Source organism: Paracoccus sp. (in: a-proteobacteria) (assembly GCF_030604785.1).
In the GTDB taxonomy this organism is placed as follows: domain Bacteria; phylum Pseudomonadota; class Alphaproteobacteria; order Rhodobacterales; family Rhodobacteraceae; genus Paracoccus.
Genome location: NZ_JAUVVF010000049.1, coordinates 1 through 20,326 on the forward strand (window position 1 = coordinate 1; position 20,326 = coordinate 20,326).

The window sequence follows — 20,326 nt, forward strand, 5'->3', positions numbered from 1 at the left end:
CGGAGGCTCGATCGAGGACTACAACGACAACCACCCGCACTCAGGGCTGAGAATGCGCTCGCCCCGCGAGTTCATCGCAGCCCAAACCGCAACCGCCTGAGTGTCCGGTGAAACGGGGGCAAGACCAGTGACATCCAAAAATTTGACCGCTCTGGCGCGCCGGGCTGAGCCACTTGTCATCTTATCTGTGGCTGGCCGACGGCAACCTGTGGAGCAGCTCTTTAGCTGTAGGTCCATAGTCGGCCTAAACAGGTCAGTGTCGTCAGCACGTCTACGCTGCTAAGTTTCGAGAGAACAATCGGAGGCTATAGCGTATTTCCGGTACGTGTGGGATCGACGGTAGCGGCCCTCCGCTACCACGGTTTTCCCAAGACGATCCGGATCGCGCCCGGTGTGGCCCGAGGCTCCGTGCCGATGCGATCCGTCTGCCTTCAGCTTGAGCATTCGTGCGTTTTCCAAGCGCCCGCGCCATCTGGTCGCAGGGGCACTTTTCGTGTGGAACGGGCGGGGTGGCAAAAGGGCAGCGCGCCTGGTGAACCAGTTCCGCGCGAGGCAGAGCGGATCGCGCAGAAGGCGCCGCTGATGGCCTGCGTCATGCCCCGAGCGGCGACCGGACTGTCGCTGTCATCGCGTTGTCATGAAAGGATGATTTGGTGGAGCCAAGGGGAGTCGAACCCCTGACCTCTTGAATGCCATTCAAGCGCTCTACCAACTGAGCTATGGCCCCACCGGAGGTCTGCAAGCGACGCTTCGTCTCTCGCTGCGTGGCGTATAGTGGCCCCCGCCGGGGGCTGCAAGAGGAAAAATCGAAACGCTTTCGGCTTTTTCCAACGGCACCGAACTACCATTCCGAGACAGCTCTGCGCCATCCGACAGATTGACAAATGGCAATCGTGAAGCTACCGACCGGTTGGTAAGTTACGAGGATGCGATGCGGAAGGCGATTGCGCGCGAAACGATTCTGGATGCCGCGACAGTGGTGGCGCAGCGGGACGGCGCGTCACGGCTGACCATCGAGGCCGTGGCCCGCGAGGTCGGGCTGAGCAAGGCCGGGCTGCTCTACAGCTTTCCCAGCAAGGACGCGCTGATGGCCGCGCTGCTTGAGCGGATGATCGAGAAATTCAGTGCGCGGGTCGAAGGCTCGGCAGACAGGCAGGGGCGCGCCTGCAGCGACATGCGGGCCAAGCTGGACGCGCTGCTGGGGCTGATGGGCGAGGACACGCCCTTGGCCCATGCGATCCTTGTCGCGGGCACGCATAATCCCGCGCTGCTGGACCCGCTTCGCACCCATATCGCCGGCGAGATGCGCGAGATGCTGGACGGGCTTTCCGATCCTGTCGGCGCGCTGGTCCTGCTGTCGGCAATGGATGGAATGCTCTTGCAGCATCTTCTGGGGCTGCCCCCCTCTGACCCTGAACTGCGCCGTCAGATGCTTGAGCGCATCGAAGTAATGATTTCCGAATTCGAGGTCCGGTCATGACCAGTCTGCGTTCCCTTCTGATGCTCGGCCTTGTCCCGCTGCTGGTGGCGGGCTGCATTCCCGATGCCAGCGCCGATACCTCGGCCGAGCCCGCGGCGCCGCCGGCGCTGGTCGTGCCGCTGGTCACGGTGTCGCCCGATTCGCGCGCCGGCTCGCGCAGCTTCGTCGGCCGGGTCGAGCCGCTGCGCACCGTCGATCTGGCCTTTCAGGTGCAGGGCCAGCTGATCGAACGCCCCGTGGCCGAGGGCGACCGGGTCGAGGCGGGCGCCCTGATCGGCCGACTGGATGCGGTGTCCTACGAACTGGCCGTTGCCCGGGCCGAGGCTGTGAACACGCAGGCCATGGCCGAGTTCGAGCGCGCCAACACGCTGGTCGACCGCGTCTCGACCCGCGCGCGATTGGACAGCGCCGAGGCCGAACGCGCCCAGGCCGAGATCGCGCTGCGCGAGGCGCGCCGCGCGCTGGACCAGACCACCATCACCGCGCCCTTTCCCGCCCTGGTGGCGCGCACGCTGGTCGAGGAATATGCCAATGTCACCCCCGCCGTGCCGATCCTGCGGCTTCAGGACATCAGTGAGATGCGCGTGGTGATCTCGTTGCCCGAAAGCCTGGCGGCCATCGCGCGCAGCAATGGCGGTGCCTTTGTGGCCGAAGCCAGCTTTCCGGCGCTGCCCGATCTGCGTGCGCCGCTGGAGCTGCGCGATTTCGTGACCGAGGCCGATCCGGTCGCCCAGACCTACGATGTCAGCTTTGCCATCGGCGGGCCGCTGGACCCCAGGCTGCTGCCGGGCATGACCGCGAATGTCCATATCGCGCCGCGCAACGACGTGGCCCGGATCAGCCTGCCTACCGGTGCCATCGACACGACCGGCCCTGACGGCCCGCGCGTCTGGGTCTATGACCCGCAGGCCGGAACTGCCAGCAGCCGCAAGGTCAGGCTGGGTCTGCCGCAGGGCGGATCGGTCGTGATCGCCGAGGGGCTGCAGGCGGGCGATTCCGTGGTCGCCGCGGGCTGGTGGCAACTGACCGAGGGCGCGCCCGTGCGTCCCGGCAATCTCTGAGGTCGGTCATGCGCGCCTCGATCGCCGCCGCCTCGATCCGGCGCCCGGTTTCGGTCTGGATCATCATCCTTCTCTGCGTCCTTGGCGGGCTCTGGGGCATGGGCACCGTCGGGCGCCTTGAAGATCCCGGCTTCACGCTGAAGACGGCGCTGGTCTTCACGCCCTATCCCGGCGCCACGGCCGACGAGGTCGAATCCGAGGTCAGCGAGCCTCTGGAAAGCGCCATCCAGCAGATGCCGCAACTCAAGCGCATCGAATCGAAGTCGATGCCCGGCATGTCGCAGCTGACCGTCGAGATCGAGGACACCTATGGCCCCGACCAGATGCCGCAGGTCTGGGACGAGCTGCGCCGACGGATCGGCGATGCACGGGGCAGCCTGCCGCAGGGCGTGTTCGACCCGATCATCAACGACGATTTCGGGGATGTGTACGGCCTCTACTACGCCGTCTCGGCCGAGGGTTACACGCCCCGCCAGATGCGCGAGATCGCCCGCCAGCTTCGCCGGGGGCTGGTCACGGTGGATGGCGTGGCCAAGGTCGATATCGGCGGCCTGATCGAGGAAAACGTGGTGGTCGAGATCAGCTCGACCCGGCTGGAAAGCCTGGGCCTGCCGCCGACGCAGCTGGTTGGCTCGATCGCCACCGACAACGCGGTCCTGGCGCAGGGCACAGTCGCCAGCGACCTGTCGCGGCTGCGTCTGGGCCTGCCGCCCGGCTATGCAACCCCCGAGGGGATCGAGGCGCTGCGCGTCGGTCAGGCCGGCACCACCGGTCAGCTGGGCTTGGCCGATATCGCCACCGTCCGGCGCGAGATTTCGGAAACCCCTGACCTGATCGTCACCCATGGCGGCACGCAGGTCTTCACGCTCGGCGTCTCGGCCATCACCTCGCGCAACGTGGTCGAGGTCGGTCATGCGGTCGAGGCGCGACTGCGCGAATTGATGACGGAACTGCCGCCGGGCGTCACGCTGTCGCCGATCTACGAACAGCACAAGGTCGTCGATCAGGCCGTGTCGGGCTTCATCGTCAGCCTGGGGCAGTCGGTGGCCATCGTGGTCGCGGCGCTGATGGTCGCGATGGGCTGGCGGGCCGGGATCGTGGTGGGCAGCACGCTGCTGCTGACCGTGATGGCGACCGTGATGTTCATGGCCCTGTTCGGCATCGAGATGGAGCGGATCTCGCTTGGCGCGCTGATCATTGCGATGGGGATGCTGGTGGACAACGCCATCGTCATCACCGAGGGGATGGTCATTGGCATAGAACGCGGCAAGAGCGCCGAGGAAGCCGCCGCCGAGACCGAGGCCGCGACCGGCATTCCGCTGCTGGGCGCGACGATTATCGGCATCATGGCCTTTTCCGGCATCGGCCTGTCACCGGATGCCACGGGCGAATTCATGTTCTCGCTGTTTGCGGTCATCGGCATTTCGCTGCTGCTCAGCTGGATCCTGGGGGTCACGGTCACGCCTTGGCTGGGCGCATGGCTCTTGCGCCCCTCGAAGGCGGCGGGTGGCGATCCCTATGCGGGGCGGCTCTACCGCATCTACGGCTGGCTTCTGCGGGGCAGCCTGCGGGCGCGCTGGCTGGTCGTGGCGGCGGTGGTTGCGACGACGGTCGCCTCGATCATGGCCTTCGGCAGCGTCAAGCAGCAATTCTTCCCGGCCTCGACCACGCCGCTGTTCTACGTCCATTACAGCCTGCCGCGCGGGGCCGACATCGCCTCGACCCAGGCCGACATGCAGCGCATCGCCGCCCGTCTGACCGAGGCGCCCGGCGTGACGGATGTGACCACCTTCGTCGGCGGCGGGGCCGCGCGGTTCATGCTGACCTATCAGCCCGAACAGCCCGACCCCTCCTATGGTCTGGCGCTGGTGCGGATGGAGCGGGCCGAGGATATTCCCGCGCTTGCCGCCGATCTGGCCCGGACGCTGCCCGCCGAATTCCCCGCAGGCCATCTGCGGATCGAGGAACTGGTCTTCGGCCCCCCGACCGGCGCGGATGTGGCGCTGCGGATCTCGGGCGATGATCCGGCGGTTCTGCGCATGCTGGCGGCACAGGCGCAGCAGATCATGCGCGACAGCGGCGTTCTGCGCGACCTGCGCCACGATTGGCGCCAGCCGGAACTGGCCATCGTGCCGATGGTGGACGAGGCGCGGATGCGGCTGGCGGGCATCACCCGCAGCGCCATCGCGGACACGATCCTCTATGGCAGTTCGGGGCTGAGGGCCGGGTCCCTGCGCGAGGGCGACACGCAATTGCCGATCCTGCTGCGCCGCCCCGATGCGGAACGCAGCGGCCCCGAAGGCTTGATCGACCTGTCGGTCTGGTCCGATGGCGCGGGCGCTTACGTCCCGATGAGCCAGGTCGTCGACCGGATCGAGATGCGCACCGAGGAGGCGCTGATCCATCGCCGCGACCGGGTGCGGACGCTGACGGTTCAGGGCGATGCCATTGCCGGGCTGACCGCCGATCAGGCCTTCCGCCAGCTGCGCCCGATGATCGAGGCGATGCCCCTGCCGCCGGGCTATGCGATCGCATGGGGCGGCGAATACGAAAGTTCGTCCGAGGCGCAGGCCTCGCTTGGCGCGCAGCTTCCGCTTGGCTTCCTGGTGATGCTCGTGATCTCGGTCCTCATGTTCAACCGGCTGCGACAACCGGCGATCATCTGGCTGGTCGTGCCGATGTCGGTCACGGGCATGTCGCTTGGCCTTCTGGCGACGGGACTGCCCTTTACCTTCACCGCGCTTCTGGGCCTTCTGTCTCTGTCGGGGATGCTGATGAAGAACGCCATCGTGCTGGTTGAAGAGATCGACGCGCGCCGCCATGCCGGCGATCCGCCGCTTGCGGCGCTGGTCGACGGCTCGATCAGCCGGTTGCGGCCGGTCCTGCTGGCGGCCGTCACGACGATCTTCGGGATGCTGCCGCTTCTGGCGGATGCGTTCTTCGCCTCGATGGCGGTGACGATCATGGGTGGACTGGCCTTCGCGACGGTGCTGACCATGATCGTTGTGCCGGTGCTTTACGGGCTGATGTTCGGCATCCGCGTCGGCGGCCGGAATGCGGGCGGCGCGGCGGGGGCGGCGCCGGCGGCGGGCTAGCGCGCCACCCGTCGGCGCCCGGCGTCTTGCGCTGACGCGCGAAACGTCCAATTGTCCCCGCAGCGGCGACCGGGCCTGCCCACGGGGCCCGCCCGGTCGCATCCGCTGCGTCCGCGCGGCACGATATCGGATGAGGGATGACATGGACAGAACCACACTGGGCGGCAGCGACGTCGAGGTCAGCACGATCTGCCTTGGCACGATGACCTTCGGCAACCAGACCGACGAGACCGAGGCGCATGCCCAGCTGGATGCCGCGCTGGATGTCGGCATGACCTTCATGGACTGCGCCGAGATGTATCCGGTGAACCCCGTCCGCCGCGAGACGGTGGGCCTGTCGGAAGAGATCATCGGGCGCTGGCTGGCCCGGACGGGCCATCGCGACCGGGTCGAGATCGCCACCAAGATCACCGGCCCCAGCCAGATGGTGCGGGACGGAGCGCCCTTTGACGGGGCGACGGTGCGGGCATGCATCGACGCCTCGCTCCGGCGGATGCAGACGGACCGGATCGACCTTTATCAGCTGCACTGGCCGGTGCGGGGATCCTACGCGTTCCGGCAGAACTGGGGCTTTGACCCGTCGGGCCAGGACAAGGCGAAGACGCTGGACCATATGGCCGACGTGCTGGAGGCGCTGGCCGATGGCGTGCGCGCGGGCAAGCTGCGCGCCGTGGGGCTGTCGAACGAAAGCGCCTGGGGTCTTGCGCGCTGGTGCGATGTGGCCGACCGGATCGGGGCGCCGCGCATGGCAGCGATCCAGAACGAGTATTCGCTGCTCTACCGGATGTATGACACCGACCTGGCCGAGGCGGCGGTGAACGAGAACGTCACCCTGCTGGCCTATTCGCCGCTGGCCGCCGGGCTGCTGACCGGCAAATATGCGGGCGGTGCCATGCCCGAGGGCAGCCGCGCGGCCATCGACCGGGCCACGGGCGGGCAGGGCAATCTGGGCGGGCGCAAGACGGCGCGCGGGCTCGAGGCGGCCTCGGCCTATGCGGCGCTTGCGGCCGAGCATGGCTGGGACCCGGTGCATATGGCCATCGCCTGGCAGCTGACACGCCCCTTCCGCAACGTGCCGATCATCGGGGCCACGACCCTGCCGCAATTGCGCCACCTGATCGCAGGCTTCGGCAAGCCGCTGCCCGACGATCTGCGCCGCGCCATCGAGCGGCTGCACAAGAGCCATGCGATGCCTTATTGAGCCGCGCTATTGATGACGGGCGCGGGGCCTCTATCTTGAGGGCAAGTTCAAGCAAGTTCAGAGGGTAACCAGATGACAGGCGATCCCTACCAGGCGCTTGGCGTCCCCAGGACGGCCAGCGCGGAAGACATCAAGAAGGCCTATCGGCGCATCGCCAAGACCGATCACCCCGACCTGAATTCCGACCCCGAGGCGGTGGCGCGGTTCAAGGCAGCCTCGGCCGCCTATGACCTGCTGAAGGATCCCGAGCAGCGCCGTCGCTATGATGCGGGCGAGATCGACGGGCAGGGCCATGAACAGGCCCGCGCCCGCTATTCGCGCGCCCATGCGGGTGGGCCGTTCGGCGGCGGTCCCTTCAAGGGCGGGCCGGGTGCGGGCGATCCGGATCTGGGCGACGTCTTCGCCGATCTCTTCGGGCAGCGCAGCGGGCCGCGCGGATTTGGCGGCTTCGGCTTCGGCGGGCGGGGCGGCGGCGGCATGGATCGGCGCGGCGAGGATCTGCGCCACGGGCTGGAAGTCGATTTCCTGACCGCCGCGCGCGGCGGGCGGATGGACCTGCTGATGCCCGACGGTGCCGAGATCAGCGTGACCATCCCCAAGGGCGTGCGCGACGGCCAGCAGATCCGGCTGCGCGGCAAGGGCGGGCCGGGTGTGGGCAAGGGCGCGCCCGGCGACGCCTATCTGGATGTCACGGTCGCGCCGCACCCGGTCTTTCGGCGCGAGGGCGACGACATCCACATCGTCCTGCCCATCACGCTGGACGAAGCGGTGCTGGGCGGTCGGGTCGAGGCGCCGACCATCGACGGGCCGGTCAGCCTGACCATCCCGGCCGGCGCGACCAGCGGCAGGCGGCTTCGTCTGCGCGGGCGCGGGATCAACGGGGGAGACCAGCATGTCGAGCTGCGCATCGCCATGCCCGCCAGCGTCGATCCGCAATTGCGCGCCTTCTTCGAGACCTGGCGCCAGGATCACGGCTACGACCCGCGCCGCGGCATGATGGGCTAGCGCGGCGCCTTGCGAGCCGGCAGGGCGTCCAGCACGTCCTGCTGCTGGGCGGGCGTCATGGCGGACCAGCGCGCGATCTCGTCAAGGCTGCGCAGGCAGCCGACGCAGAGGCCGCTGGCCGGGTCGATCCGGCAGAGGCGGATGCAGGGGCTGGCGGGGGCACCCGGCTTAGTCATCGAGCGGCCGCTTTGTGTCGGACGGCGCGAGAGGGGCGGGGGACAGGCCGTGCAGAGCCCGGCCCGGACGCTGCCGCTTGGCCCCGGGCCGCGCTGCGCGCGGTGGCGCCGCCGCCTTGCGGATCAGCGCGCAAGATAGGACAGCCGGTCCAGCGCGCCTTGCAGGATGTAGCCCGCGGCGACCTGGTCGATCACCTCGGCCCGACGCTTGCGCGATGTGTCGCCCTCGAGCAGCGCGCGTTCGGCGGCGACGGTCGAAAGACGCTCGTCCCAATAGCCGATGGGCAGCGGCGTCAGCGCCGACAGGTTGCGGGCGAAGGCGCGCGTCGATTGGGCGCGGGGGCCTTCGCTGCCATCCATGTTGCGCGGCAGGCCGAGGATCAGGCCCGCCAGCGCGCGTTCTTGGATCAGTTGCAGAAGCTGCGCGGCGTCCTGCGTGAACTTGGTGCGACGGATCACCATCAGCGGCGATGCGACCTGACGCAGCCCGTCGCTGACGGCCACGCCGATGGTCTTGGTGCCCAGATCCAGCCCGGCCAGTGCGCCGTGGCGGGGCAGGGTGGCGGCAAAGGCGGTGATGTCGTCGTGGATCACTGGACCAACCCCGCCTGACGTGCGGCCTCGGCGATCGGGGCCAAAGCGGTTTCGGAACCGGCGAAGCGGACCTGCGCCTCGTCCCAGATCGCGCGGGCATCGGTCGGTCGGCCCAGGACCGACAGCGCCTGGATCAGCCGCGCCCATTCCTCGGGCGTTCCACCCTCGGCGGAAAGCCGCGATTGCAGGCCGGCGACCATGCCCTCGATCATCTGCTGGCGGTCGGCTTCGGGCAGGGCCATCGCATCCTCGATGCTGGCGGCGTCGGGGCCGGGCAGGGGCAGCGGGGTCTCGACCGGTTCCGGCGGGACATAATCGCCCATCCCGGCCAGCCATGCCAGATCACCGATCGCCGCGCGGATCGGCGGGATCCAGGAGGCGCTTTCGGGGCCTTCCTCGAGAAGCCGGCGCCACAGCGGAAAGGCGCGGTCGGGACGCCCGTTCTGGATCTGCATGACGCCCAGCAGATAGCGCGCCTGCGGCTGGGTCGGGTCGATCCGCAGGGCGCGGACCAGAAGCTGTTCGGCCTCGGGGGTGATCAGGCCGTCGGCGGCCTCGATCATCAGGGTGGCAAGGCGCATCAGATCGGTCGGATCGGGCTGGTCGCCCTGCACCGCGACCAGCCTTTCGGCGGCCTCGCGCGCGGCCGCGATGTTGCCCAGCCGCATCTCGTTCGTCACCAGCAGCGACAGGCCGCGCGGATCGTCGGGGTTCTGGGCCACGGCGGCGCGCAGCTGATCGACCAGATCCAGCCATGCCGGATCGGCCTCGCTCAGATCCACCGGAGGGCGCGGCGCTGCGGCGGCCTCGGCCTCGGCCTGGCTGGGGCGGTCGCGATAGGCGGCCTCGGCGGCGGCGAAGCGTTCGGCGATGGGCATGTCGGGCGCGCCCGGCACACCCTCGCGCATGTAGAGCGCGAAGCCGCCCGCCAGCAGCGCCACCAGCAGGACCGCCGCGACAACGCCGCCACGCTGAGGGCCGGCGGGCCGGGCCTCGGCCAGACGGCGATCGGCGTCCAGAACCTTGCGGCCGATTTCGGCGCGCAGGCGTTGCGCGTCGTCGGGCTGGATCACGCCGCGTTCCAGATCGCGGTCCACCTCGCGCAGCTGGTCGCGATAGACCCGCAGGTCATAGGCCGCAGCGGGTTCGCTGCCGGCCCGCCCGCGCCAGACCGGCGCCAGAACGACCAGGGCCACGATCGCCGTCATGGCAAGGCTGAGTATCCAGAACATCGCAATCCTCCGATTGGCCGCGTGATACCGCTGTTCGGGCGCAACCGAAAGCGCTGCCTTTGCCGCATCACGTCAATCTGTCCCTTGCCGGTCTGACGCGACGCGACATCTGGCCCCCCGCCAAGACCGCGTGCTAGGCTTTCCGGGTGGCACGCAAGGGAGAGGCGTATCTTGGCGGCACTGATCCGGCTGTTTCTCGTGATGTTCGTGGTGCAGCTTGTATTCTACGTGCTGTTGCGGATCTATGTCCGCTCGCTCAGGCTCGAGCGGCTCGAGAACCGGTGGGATGCGCGCCATCCCGACCAGGCGGGCGACACGCCCGCGCGGCGTGCCTTCATCGCCCGGTCGATGGTCGGGTTCGAGCGCAGCCTGAAGGCGCGGCTGACCGCGCTGGTCTTCGTTCTGCCGACGCTTGCGGTGCTGGCCATCGTCATCGCGGTCAACTGGCGCTAGGAGGTGCCGTCCATGTATTACGCCCGTGTCGTGGCCGGTGTGCTGTTCGGCGTGCTGGTCTTCGCCTTTCTCGATTATGCGCTGCCGTCGCGCGAAACCGTGCGGATCAGCAACACCTACAACCGGCTGACCGCGATCCCGCCTTCGGCATCGATCTTCTGGGCGGCCGACAGCACCGGCACGGTCGAGAACGCCCAGGGCCAGCGCGATGTGCGCTTCATCGACACGATCCGGCCCAACGGCCGCGTGCTGGTCTACCGCAACGAGGATACCGGCTGGGTCTGGCCGCCCTATTTCAAATATGACAGCGCGAACCTTCAGGCAGAGGCGACGAACCTGCAATCGTCCGCGCAGGAACCGATCTGGGTCAGCATCACCTCTTACGGCTGGCGGATGCCCTGGCTTTCGACCTATCCCAACGCGATCTCGATCAACACGGTGTCGGGCCCCGAGGACCGGCCCGTGAACTGGCCCGCGATGCTGGTCTGCGGCGTCCTTCTGGCGCTGCTGGCGCTGATCTGGCGGATGTGGGCGCAATTCCGGCAGCGCGGGCTGTCGCGTTTCCGCAAGAGGACATGATGAGCAATCCCGGCACCGACCTGCGGCTGGACTGGTTCCAGAACATCCGCATCAACACCCCCGCCGTCGAACGCCGCGCGGCCGGCCTGCCCGCGCGCCGCAGCCTGAAAAAGGATCACCAGGCGGCCTGGCTGCTGAACGCGGTGCGCTGCATCGACCTGACGACGCTGGCGGGCGACGACACGCCCGACCGCGTGGCGCGGCTCTGCGCCAAGGCGCGCCAGCCCATCGCGGCCGACCTGCTGGAGGCCGTGGGCGTGACCGGCCTGACCACCGGGGCGGTCTGCGTCTATCCCACGATGGTGGCGCCCGCCAAGCGCGCCTTGGGCAACAGCGGCATCCCTGTGGCCAGCGTGGCGACGGGCTTTCCGGCCGGGCTGATGCCCCTGGACCTGCGCCTGGCCGAGATTCGCTATGCCGTGGACCAAGGCGCGGACGAGATCGACATCGTCATCACCCGCGCCCATGTGCTGCAGGGGAACTGGACCGCGCTCTATGACGAGCTGCGCGCCATGCGCGAGGCCTGCGGCGCGGCGCGGATGAAGGCGATCCTGGCGACGGGCGATCTGAAATCGCTGGAGAATGTCGCCAAGGCCAGCCATGTGGCGATGCAGGCCGGATCGGACTGGATCAAGACCTCGACGGGGAAGGAGGGCGTGAACGCGACGCTGCCCGTCAGCCTGGTCATGGTCCGCACGATCCGCGACTTTCACGCGCAGACGGGCATCAAGGTCGGCTTCAAGCCGGCGGGCGGGCTGCGGACCGCCAAGGACGCGATCGCCTGGCAGGTGCTGATGGCCGAGGAGTTGGGCCGCGACTGGCTGGCCCCGGACCTCTTCCGCATCGGCGCCTCCAGCCTTCTGGGCGACATCGAGCGCCAGATCAGCCACCACGTGACCGGCCGCTATGCCGCGGCCCATCGCCAAGCGATTGCCTGAGGACCCGATGAGCCGCCAGATGACCAAAGTGAGCGAGATCATGCAGACGATGGACTACGGCCCCTCGGTCGAGGACAGCGCCGCCGTGCGCGACTGGCTGTCCCGTCGCGGCCGCTTCGGCCATTTCATCAACGGCGCCTTCACGCGGCCCGGCCAGACCTTCGAGACGCGCGACCCCGCGACCGGCGAGGTCCTGGCCGAGGTGAGCCAGGGCAGCGAGGCCGACGTCAAGGCGGCGGTCAAGGCCGCCCGCCGGGCGCAGAAGGGCTGGGCGGCGCTTAGCGGCACCGAGCGGGCGCGCCATCTCTATGCGCTGGCCCGGCACGTGCAGAAGCGCGAGCGCTTCCTGGCGGTGCTGGAAAGCCTCGACAACGGCAAGCCGATCCGCGAGGCGCGCGACATCGACGTGCCGCTGGTCGCGCGGCACTTCTACCACCATGCGGGCTGGGCCGAACTGCGCGAGGCGCGCTTTCCCGGCCACACGGCCCTGGGCGTCTGCGGCCAGATCATTCCCTGGAACTTCCCGCTGCTGATGCTGGCCTGGAAGGTCGCGCCCGCCCTGGCGGCGGGCAATACCGTGGTCCTGAAGCCCGCCGAATACACGCCCCTGACCGCGCTGGCCTTCGCCGAGATCTGCGCCGAGATCGGCCTGCCCGCCGGCGTCGTGAACATCGTGACCGGCGATGGGGCGACGGGGGCGGCGCTGGTCGCCGCCGAGGTGGACAAGATCGCCTTCACCGGCTCGACCGAGGTCGGGCGCGGCATCGCGCAGGCGCTGGCCGGCACCGGGCGCCGCCTGACGCTGGAGCTGGGCGGCAAGTCGCCCTTTGTCGTGATGGAGGACGCCGATCTGGACGCCGCCGTCGAGGGCGTCGTGGACAGCATCTGGTTCAACCAGGGCCAAGTCTGCTGCGCGGGCTCGCGCATCCTGGTGGCCGAGGCGGTGGCCGGGCGCTTCGAGGCGCTGCTGTCGGCCCGCATGGCGCGGCTGCGCGTCGGCGCGCCCTTGGACAAGTCCACCGATGTCGGCGCCATCGTCGATCCGGTGCAGAAGGAGCGCATCCTGTCGATCTGCCGCGCCGCGACCGAGGCGGGCGCCGAACTGGTCGGCGGCCAGCCGCAGGAGGGCTGCTTCATCGCCCCCGGCTATCTGAGGAACATCGCCCCCGCCAATCCGGGCATGGAGCAGGAGATCTTCGGCCCCATCGCCACGCTCTCGACCTTCCGCACCGCGGACGAGGCGGTCGAGCTGGCCAACAACACCCGCTACGGGCTGGCGGCCTCGGTCTGGTCGGAAAGCGCGACGGTCGCGACCGACTTGGCCGCACGCATCAAGGCGGGCGTCGTCTGGATCAACGGCGCGAACATGTTCGACGCGGCCGCGCCCTTCGGCGGCTATCGCGAAAGCGGATACGGGCGCGAGGGCGGGGCGGCCGGGATGCTGGATTACATGGCCGAACCCGCGGTCCGCCCGGCGCGCGACACCGCCCCGACCCGGCCCGTCGCCACGCCCGACCATTCCGCGCCACGCGGGCAGGGGATCGACCGGACGGCCAAGCTCTATATCGGCGGAGCGCAGAAGCGGCCCGATGGCGGCGCGATGTATGCGGTGCCGGGCGGGCTGGCGCCGCTCGGCGGTCGCAAGGACATCCGCAACGCGGTCGAGGCCGCTTCGAAGGCGGGCAAATGGGCGGCGATGGGCGGACATGGCCGCGCGCAGGTCCTGTATTTCATGGCCGAGAACCTCTCGGCCCGCGCCTTCGAATTCGCCAGCCGGACCAGCCAGTCCGAGGTCGAGGCCGCGATTGCCCGCATCTTCCACTACGCGGCATGGGCGGACAAGTTTGACGGTGCGAATGTTCAGGCAAAAGCCGGGCATCTGGTGAACGTGCTGCCCGAGCCCTTCGGGATCATCGGCATCGCCTGCCCGAACGCCCAGCCGCTGACGGGCTTCCTGTCGCTGATCCTGCCTGCCATCGCGATGGGCAATACGGTGGTGGCGATCCCCTCGCAGGACGATCCGCTGCCAGTCACCGATCTCTACCAGGTCTTCGACACGTCCGACTTGCCCGGCGGTGTCGTGAACATCGTCACCGGCGCGCGTGCCGAGCTGGCGCCTTATCTGGCCGCCCATGACGAGGTCGCGGCCTTCTGGCATGCGGGCCTGCCCCAGGAGCGCGCTTCCATCGACGGGGCGGCGGCGGGCAACCTCAAGCCGGTTTTCGGCATCCCGAACCGCGACTGGACGGGCGCGCAGGCACAGGGCGAGGATTTCCTGCGCAAGGCCACCCGCTGCAAGACCGTCTGGCTGCCTTATGGGGCCCTGCCTGCGGGCAGCGGCGGCGCCGCCTATTGACGCAGAAAGGGGGGCTTTCCGCCCCCCTCTTGGCCTTCGGCCAATTCACCCCCCGAGGATATTTCAGCCAAGGCAAAAGGCCCTTTGCCTTGGTCCAAATATCCCGGGGGGGTCGCCGTCAGGCGACGGGGGCAGAGCCCCCTACCGCCCCCGGATGCGCGGATCCATCGCATCGCGAAGCCCGTCGCCAATATAGTTCACGCAGAGCACCGTCAGCGAGATCAGCAGGCCCGGGAAGATCACGCGCCAGGGGTAGAGCACCATCTGGTCGACCGCGTCGAAGAGCAGCCGGCCCCAGGTCGGGAAATCGGGCGGGAAGCCGAGGCCGAGGAAGCTGAGGGCGGATTCGGTGATGATGGCGGTCGCGATGCCGAGCGTCGCCGCGACCATGATCGGCGACATGACGTTCGGCAGGACGTGGCGCAGGATCATCCTGTGGGCCGGGGTGCCGATCGAACGCGCCGCAAGGATGAATTCGCGTTCCTTCAGGCCCAGCACCTCGCCGCGCACGATGCGGGCCGCCTGCATCCAGCTGGTCGCGCCGATTGCGGTCACGATCAGCAGGAACACCCCGAAGGCCGAGCCGAAATTCTGCGACAGCGGCTCGCGGAACAGCGTCACCATCAGAAGAAGCAGCGGCAGCAGCGGCAGGGCCAGGAACAGTTCCGTCATCCGCATCAGCGGCGCGTCGAGCCTGCGGAAATAGCCCGACAGGACTCCGATCAGGCTGCCGAGGAAGATCGCGATGATCATCGCCGTCAGCCCGACCGCGATCGAGACCTGTCCCCCGGCCATGAGCCGTGCGAGCAGGTCGCGCCCCAGCTGGTCGGTGCCGAGCGGATGTGCCAGCGAGAATCCCTGGTTGCGCGCGCGGATGTCGACGAAGGTCGGGTCGATCCTCCAGATCAGGGGGCCGACCGAAACGAAGAGGATGATCCCCACGAAGACCGTCAGCGCGATCATCGCGCCGCGATGGCGGCGGAACTGGCGCCAGATGTCGGACCACTGGCTGCGATGGCCGTGATCGCCGGCCGGGACCACGGGCGGGCCAAGGGCGGCCGGGGTGGCGGCGCCTCCGGCGGCGGCGAGGTCGGGCGCGGTCACGTCGCGGTCGGGGCGTTGCGGCTCAGTCATAGCGGATCCTCGGGTCGAGCACGCCATAAAGGATGTCGGCGATCAGGGTGAAGACCACGATCAGGATGGCGAAGATGAAGGTGAGCGTCATCACCATGGGGATGTCGTTGGCGTAGATGGACGAGATCAGCAATTGTCCCAGCCCGTTCACGCGGAACACCTGTTCGGTGATGATCGCGCCGCCGAAGACCGCTGGCAGGCCAAGCGCGATCACGGTCACGACCGGGATCAGGCTGTTCCTCAGCGCGTGTTTCAGCACGACCTTGCGTTCCGACAGGCCTTTGGCTCGGGCCGTGCGAATGTAGTCCTGGCTGAGATTGTCCAGCATCGAGGACCGCATGAACCGGCTGATCTGCGCCGCATTGTAGAGCGCGAGCACCGTCACCGGCATGACCATCTGCCGGGCCTGCGCAAGGAAGCTGTCCCAGTCGCGCACGACCAGCGTCGTGTCGTAGACCGACGGGAACCATTGCAGGTTGACGGCGAAGACGATGATCAGGACGACGCCGGTGAAGAAGGTGGGCATCGAGAAGCCGATCATCGAGATGAACGTGCCGATCTGGTCGAACAGGCTGTATTGCCGGTAGGCCGAGACGATGCCGATCGGGATCGCGATCAGCACGCCCACGACATAGGACATGCCCACGACGATCAGCGTCTGGGGCAGGCGCTGCGCGATCACGTCGAAGACCGGGCTGCGCGACTGGAAGCTGACGATCCGCTGCATCCCGTCGCTGAAGCTGGTGCCGAACCAGCGGTCGGTCCAGTAGAGCGGCTCGACCCAGAAGAACTGTTTCAGCCACAGAAGATAGCGCACGGGCCAGGGCTCGCCCAGGCCGAGGGCAGCGCGCATGCGCTCGCGCACCTCGGGCGGCACGGTCAGCGGCACATCGCCCAAGGGATCGCCGGGCGAAGCTTCTAGAAGCAGGAAGATCACCAGCGAGATGAACAACAGGGTCGGGATCGCCAGCATCAGCCGGCGGATGGTGAATGTCAGCATGGCGCCTCGGTCGGAAGGGATGCGGGCATGAGCCACCTCTCTGTCGCGGCCTCGCGCAACCCGTGCGGGGCCGGGAAAGAGGGGCGCCGCCCCGGTCGCGCGGACCGGAGCGGCGAGGCGGTCACTGCTGGATACGGTACCAGTCGACCGTGTTCCAGATCTCGCTGTCCCAGGCGTTCAGCTCGACCCCGCCGAGCGAGTTGGCATGGGCCGAGGCGGTGCCGCGATAGACCAGCGGAATGATCGCGTGGCTGTCCTTGGTCAGCATGTCGTTCATGCGGCGGCCCATCTCGGCGCGTTCGTCGGCGTCGATGATGCTGCCCAGCTGGCTGACGAGGCGGTCATATTCCTCGTCGCAGAAGCGGCTGATGTTCTCGCCCTGCCACTGGTTGGCGGGCGAGGGCGCCTTGTTGCAGGTCCATTTCGACAGATAGGCGGTGGGGTTCACGCCGTCGAAATTGTCGGCATACATCTGCACGTCGGCATAGAACTTCTGCAGCGTGTCGGGCGAGCCCGCATCCGAGCCGAAGAACACCGAGGCGTCGATCGTCTTCAGTTCGGTCTCGATGCCGATTTCCGACCACCACTGCTTGATCAGCGCCTGGAAGTCCTGACGCACCGCGTTGACCGAGGTCTGATAGACCATCCGCAGCTCGACCCCGTCCTTGGCGCGGATGCCGTTCGGGCCGCGCACCCAGCCGGCCTCGTCCAGCAGGGCATTGGCGCCCTCGATGTCCTGGGTCAGGCATTCGGTGTTGTCAGACGCCCAGGCCTCGGGGGCGGGGACATAGTTGCAGGTCGGCTGACCGGCGGTGCCATAGCCGATCTCGACCAGCAATTCGCGGTCGATGGCCATGGACAGCGCGCGGCGCACGGCCGGGTCGGACAGGAAGGGATGCGGATGCGCGCGGGTCGAACGCTCGTCTGCCGGCAGCGACGACGAGGGGTCGGTCAGGTTGACGTGGATCCGTTCCACAAGGCTGCCGAAGGCGGCCGAGACCTGGCCGCGACCGGCCGCGACCATGCCGGCGATGACGTCGGGGGCCAGCTGGGTGTTCCAGGCATAGTCGAACTCGCCCGTCTCCAGCACCGAACGCGCGGCACCCGCCGCGTCGCCGCCGCCCTTGACCAGCACCGTCGCGAAGGCCGGCTTGGCCGGGTCGCGGTATTCGGGGTTCGCTTCCAGGCTGATCGTGTCGTTGGTCAGGAACTGCGTCACGCGGAAGCCGCCGGTCCCGATCGGGTTGAAGTTCTGGTCGGTGCAGGTGGGCGCATTGGCGCCGAGGCAGTTCTCGAACTGCGCCTTCTGCAGGATCGGCGTCTGCGAGCCGACGAAGGTCGTGAAGGGATCGGGGCGCGGTTCGGTGAAGTTGATGCGCACCGTATGCGGATCGACCGCCTCGACCGAGGCGACGCCCTCGAACTTGGCCAGCTGCGAGCAGCCGCCTTCGGGATGCATGCAATATTCGGCGGTGAAGACCACGTCATCGGCGGTGAAGTCGGTGCCGTCCGACCATTTCACGTCGTCGCGCAGCTTCCACGTGACCGAACGCAGGTCCTCGGCGATGCCGCCATTCTCGAGGCTGGGCAGTTCGGCGGCCAGGCGCGCATACATGTTCCCCTGCGCGTCGAAGCCGGCCAGCGGCTCGAGCGTCAGGCTGGAGGCGATCATCTCCTTGGTGCCGCCCGACAGATAGGGGTTCATCGTCGAGGGGGCCTGCCACAGGATCATGTTCAGCTGGCCATCGCGGCCGCGTTCGGCCATCGCGGCGGGCGCCATGACCAGCGTGGCGGCGGCGCCCATCAACACGGTTCTCAGTTTCATCACTCTCTCCTGTTGGGTGTCGTGTGCGTGGGGCAGTCACGTCACACCGGCCTTCTTCGGGGCCTTCTTTTCGGTCATTCCCGCCTCTGTCAGCGTCGGGCTGCCCCAAGCGGAATGCGCGCATCATCGAACGAAGCCCGCGCCAAAAGCAAGGCCAATCGCGCAAGCTCGCATGTGCGGTTTCGGCTTTGACTTTCGCAGGGCATTGGCTAGCCTGCCCACTTGGATCTTGCCGGGGGCCTGTCATGCTGGATGAAAAACCACTTGTTTCCATTGAGAAACTGCGCGTCGAGTTCGAGACGAACGACGGCGTGGTGGTGGGCGTCAAGGATGTCAGCTTCCAGATCAGGCCCGGCGAATGCGTCTGCGTCGTGGGCGAATCCGGGTCGGGAAAGTCGGTCAGTTCCCTGTCGCTGATGCGGCTTGTCGAATATGGCGGCGGCACGATCGCCGGCGGCAGCCTGATGCTCGACACGGGCGACGGCAAGCCCATCGACCTGGCGCGCCAGCCCAAGGCCGCGATGCGCGACATCCGCGGCAACCAGATCGGCATGATCTTCCAGGAGCCGATGACCGCGCTGAACCCCGTCTTCACCGTGGGCGACCAGTTGACCGAAGGGCTGATCGCCCATCGCGGCCTGGACAAGAAGGCCGCCCGCGCCCGCGCGCTGGAGATCCTGCGCCAGGTCCGCATCCCCGAGCCCGAGCGGCGCATGGACCAATATCCGCACGAATTGTCGGGCGGCATGCGCCAGCGCGTCGTCATCGCCATCGCCATGGCCTGCGAGCCGCGCCTCTTGATCTGCGACGAGCCGACCACCGCGCTGGACGTGACCATCCAGGCCGAGATCCTGGCCCTGATCGACCGGCTCAAGCGCGAGAAGCAGATCGCCGTCCTGTTCATCACCCACGACATGGCCGTGGTCGCGCAGATGGCCGACCGGGTCGTCGTCATGTATCGCGGCGACAAGGTCGAGGAAGGCCCTGTCGAGCAGATCTTCGAGAACCCGCGCGAGGATTACACCCGGATGCTGCTGGCCGCCGTTCCGCGCCTGGGCGAGATGACCGGCAAGCCCGCCCCCGAACGCCTGCGCCTGATGCGCGACGGCAGCGTCTCGGCGCCCGAGCCGATCATCGTCCAGAACCCGAAGCCGCTGCTGACCGTGAAGAACCTGACGACGCGCTTTCCCGTCAAGGGCGGCATCCTGCGCCGCACGGTCGCGCGGGTCCACGCGGTCGAGGATGTCAGTTTCACCCTGAATGCGGGCGAAACGCTGTCTCTGGTGGGAGAATCGGGGTGCGGCAAATCCACGACAGGCCGCTCGATCCTGCGTCTGGTCGAGCCCGAATCGGGCAGCGTCGATCTGGATGGCACCGATGTGCTGGCCCTGTCGGCCCGCGCGCTGCGCCGGGCGCGGCGCGACATGCAGATGATCTTTCAGGACCCGTTCGCCAGTCTCGACCCGCATATGAAGCTCTATGACCAGGTGGCCGAGCCGCTGGAGAATTACGGCATCGGCTCGCGCAGCGAACGACAGGACCGGATCGCGGCACTGTTCGACCGGGTGGAGCTGCCCCGCAGCTTCATGCGCCGCTATCCGCACGAAATGTCGGGCGGCCAGCGCCAGCGCATCGCCATTGCCCGCGCGCTGGCCCTGAACCCGCGCCTGATCATCGCCGACGAGGCCGTCTCGGCCCTGGACGTGTCGGTCCAGGCGCAGGTGCTGAACCTGCTGATGGAGTTGCAGCAGGATCTGGGAATCTCGATGCTGTTCATCAGCCACGACATGGCTGTGGTCGAGCGTGTCAGCCACCATGTGGGCGTCATGTATCTGGGCCGCATCGTCGAGATCGGCACGCGTCAGCAGGTCTTCGAGAACCCCCAGCACAGCTATACGCGGCAATTGATGTCGGCCGTTCCGGTGGCCGATCCGCGCCAGAAGAAGATCAGCGAGGATCTGAATTTCCGCCCCATCCCCTCGCCCATTCATCCGGTCGATTACACCGCCAAACCCTCGATCTATCGCGAGGTGGCGCCAGGCCACCGGGTGCTGGTCGATCCGGTGACGCATTCCTAGGCAGGCGGCATCCAGCCTCTTGCAGATGATGCAAGAAATCGCCACGCTGCTGCCGTGAAGGAGACCGAACCAATGCCCGTCAAGAACCGCTTTGCCGAATTGCTGCCCGAAATCACCGC

General features: G+C 68.0%; 16 protein-coding genes and 1 tRNA gene. 10 read left to right on the top strand and 7 right to left on the bottom strand.

The window, feature by feature from the left end:
- Positions 1-651: 651 nt before the first annotated feature.
- A tRNA-Ala gene (locus QAR72_RS13820) sits at positions 652-727 on the bottom strand.
- A gap of 204 nt (positions 728-931) precedes the next feature.
- Here QAR72_RS13820 and QAR72_RS13825 point away from each other — a divergent pair.
- The 5 genes from QAR72_RS13825 to QAR72_RS13845 all read left to right on the top strand — a co-directional run bounded on the left by QAR72_RS13825 (position 932) and on the right by QAR72_RS13845 (position 7,842).
- Entirely contained in the window at positions 932-1,480 is a 549-nt protein-coding gene (locus tag QAR72_RS13825; protein WP_304617965.1) for a TetR/AcrR family transcriptional regulator, read from the top strand.
- Positions 1,477-2,541, top strand: coding sequence for an efflux RND transporter periplasmic adaptor subunit (locus QAR72_RS13830; protein ID WP_304617966.1), 1,065 nt, complete (start codon positions 1,477-1,479; stop codon positions 2,539-2,541). Before QAR72_RS13825 ends, QAR72_RS13830 begins: the two co-directional genes overlap by 4 nt.
- 8 nt (positions 2,542-2,549) lie before the next feature.
- The gene (locus QAR72_RS13835) at positions 2,550-5,636 is read left to right on the top strand and encodes an efflux RND transporter permease subunit (protein WP_304617967.1); all 3,087 of its coding nucleotides are present in this window, start codon (positions 2,550-2,552) and stop codon (positions 5,634-5,636) included.
- 142 nt (positions 5,637-5,778) lie between these two features.
- Positions 5,779-6,837: an aldo/keto reductase gene (locus QAR72_RS13840; protein WP_304617968.1), complete on the top strand. Its 1,059-nt coding sequence runs from the start codon at positions 5,779-5,781 to the stop codon at positions 6,835-6,837.
- Between the two features lie 72 nt (positions 6,838-6,909).
- On the top strand, positions 6,910-7,842 hold the full coding sequence (locus QAR72_RS13845; protein ID WP_304617969.1) for a DnaJ C-terminal domain-containing protein: 933 nt from the start codon (positions 6,910-6,912) through the stop codon (positions 7,840-7,842).
- Here the strand turns inward: QAR72_RS13845 and QAR72_RS13850 are convergent.
- The 3 genes from QAR72_RS13850 to ccmI all read right to left on the bottom strand — a co-directional run bounded on the left by QAR72_RS13850 (position 7,839) and on the right by ccmI (position 9,844).
- Positions 7,839-8,018, bottom strand: a complete 180-nt coding sequence (locus tag QAR72_RS13850) for a DUF1289 domain-containing protein (RefSeq protein ID WP_304617970.1) — start codon at positions 8,016-8,018, stop codon at positions 7,839-7,841. The two genes, QAR72_RS13845 and QAR72_RS13850, sit on opposite strands and share 4 nt — an antisense overlap.
- Positions 8,019-8,141: 123 nt before the next feature.
- Entirely contained in the window at positions 8,142-8,612 is a 471-nt protein-coding gene (gene ruvX, locus QAR72_RS13855) for a Holliday junction resolvase RuvX (RefSeq protein ID WP_304617971.1), read from the bottom strand.
- Positions 8,609-9,844, bottom strand: a complete 1,236-nt coding sequence (ccmI, locus tag QAR72_RS13860) for a c-type cytochrome biogenesis protein CcmI (RefSeq protein WP_304617972.1) — start codon at positions 9,842-9,844, stop codon at positions 8,609-8,611. Before ccmI ends, ruvX begins: the two co-directional genes overlap by 4 nt.
- A gap of 171 nt (positions 9,845-10,015) precedes the next feature.
- On the opposite strand from ccmI, the gene QAR72_RS13865 reads away from it, so the two are divergent.
- From QAR72_RS13865 to QAR72_RS13880, 4 genes are read left to right on the top strand one after another with little or no spacing between them, the layout of a single operon-like run.
- A complete protein-coding gene (locus QAR72_RS13865) occupies positions 10,016-10,297 on the top strand; it encodes a hypothetical protein (protein WP_304617973.1) in 282 nt (93 codons plus the stop codon).
- Between the two features lie 12 nt (positions 10,298-10,309).
- Positions 10,310-10,876, top strand: coding sequence for a DUF1523 family protein (locus tag QAR72_RS13870; protein WP_304617974.1), 567 nt, complete (start codon positions 10,310-10,312; stop codon positions 10,874-10,876).
- Positions 10,876-11,814 carry a deoxyribose-phosphate aldolase gene (gene deoC / locus QAR72_RS13875; protein ID WP_331497659.1) on the top strand — a complete coding sequence of 313 codons (939 nt, stop codon included), beginning with the start codon at positions 10,876-10,878 and terminating at the stop codon, positions 11,812-11,814. The genes QAR72_RS13870 and deoC overlap by 1 nt, the downstream gene beginning before the upstream one ends.
- Before the next feature lie 19 nt (positions 11,815-11,833).
- Positions 11,834-14,170 carry an aldehyde dehydrogenase family protein gene (locus tag QAR72_RS13880; protein WP_304617976.1) on the top strand — a complete coding sequence of 779 codons (2,337 nt, stop codon included), beginning with the start codon at positions 11,834-11,836 and terminating at the stop codon, positions 14,168-14,170.
- Positions 14,171-14,311: 141 nt separating this feature from the next.
- Here the strand turns inward: QAR72_RS13880 and QAR72_RS13885 are convergent, their stop codons facing one another.
- From QAR72_RS13885 to QAR72_RS13895, 3 genes are all read right to left on the bottom strand, one after another.
- Positions 14,312-15,304, bottom strand: a complete 993-nt coding sequence (locus QAR72_RS13885) for an ABC transporter permease (RefSeq protein WP_304617977.1) — start codon at positions 15,302-15,304, stop codon at positions 14,312-14,314.
- Complete coding sequence (locus QAR72_RS13890) at positions 15,297-16,304, bottom strand: ABC transporter permease (protein ID WP_304617978.1); 1,008 nt, start codon at positions 16,302-16,304, stop codon at positions 15,297-15,299. The genes QAR72_RS13885 and QAR72_RS13890 overlap by 8 nt, the downstream gene beginning before the upstream one ends.
- Positions 16,305-16,425: 121 nt before the next feature.
- Complete coding sequence (locus QAR72_RS13895; RefSeq protein ID WP_304617979.1) at positions 16,426-18,129, bottom strand: peptide ABC transporter substrate-binding protein; 1,704 nt, start codon at positions 18,127-18,129, stop codon at positions 16,426-16,428.
- A 245-nt stretch (positions 18,130-18,374) separates the two neighbouring features.
- Here QAR72_RS13895 and QAR72_RS13900 point away from each other — a divergent pair, with 245 nt between their 5' ends.
- Positions 18,375-20,207 (top strand): ABC transporter ATP-binding protein, encoded by a 1,833-nt coding sequence (locus QAR72_RS13900; protein ID WP_304617980.1) that lies wholly within the window; start codon positions 18,375-18,377, stop codon positions 20,205-20,207.
- Positions 20,208-20,326: the final 119 nt, after the last annotated feature.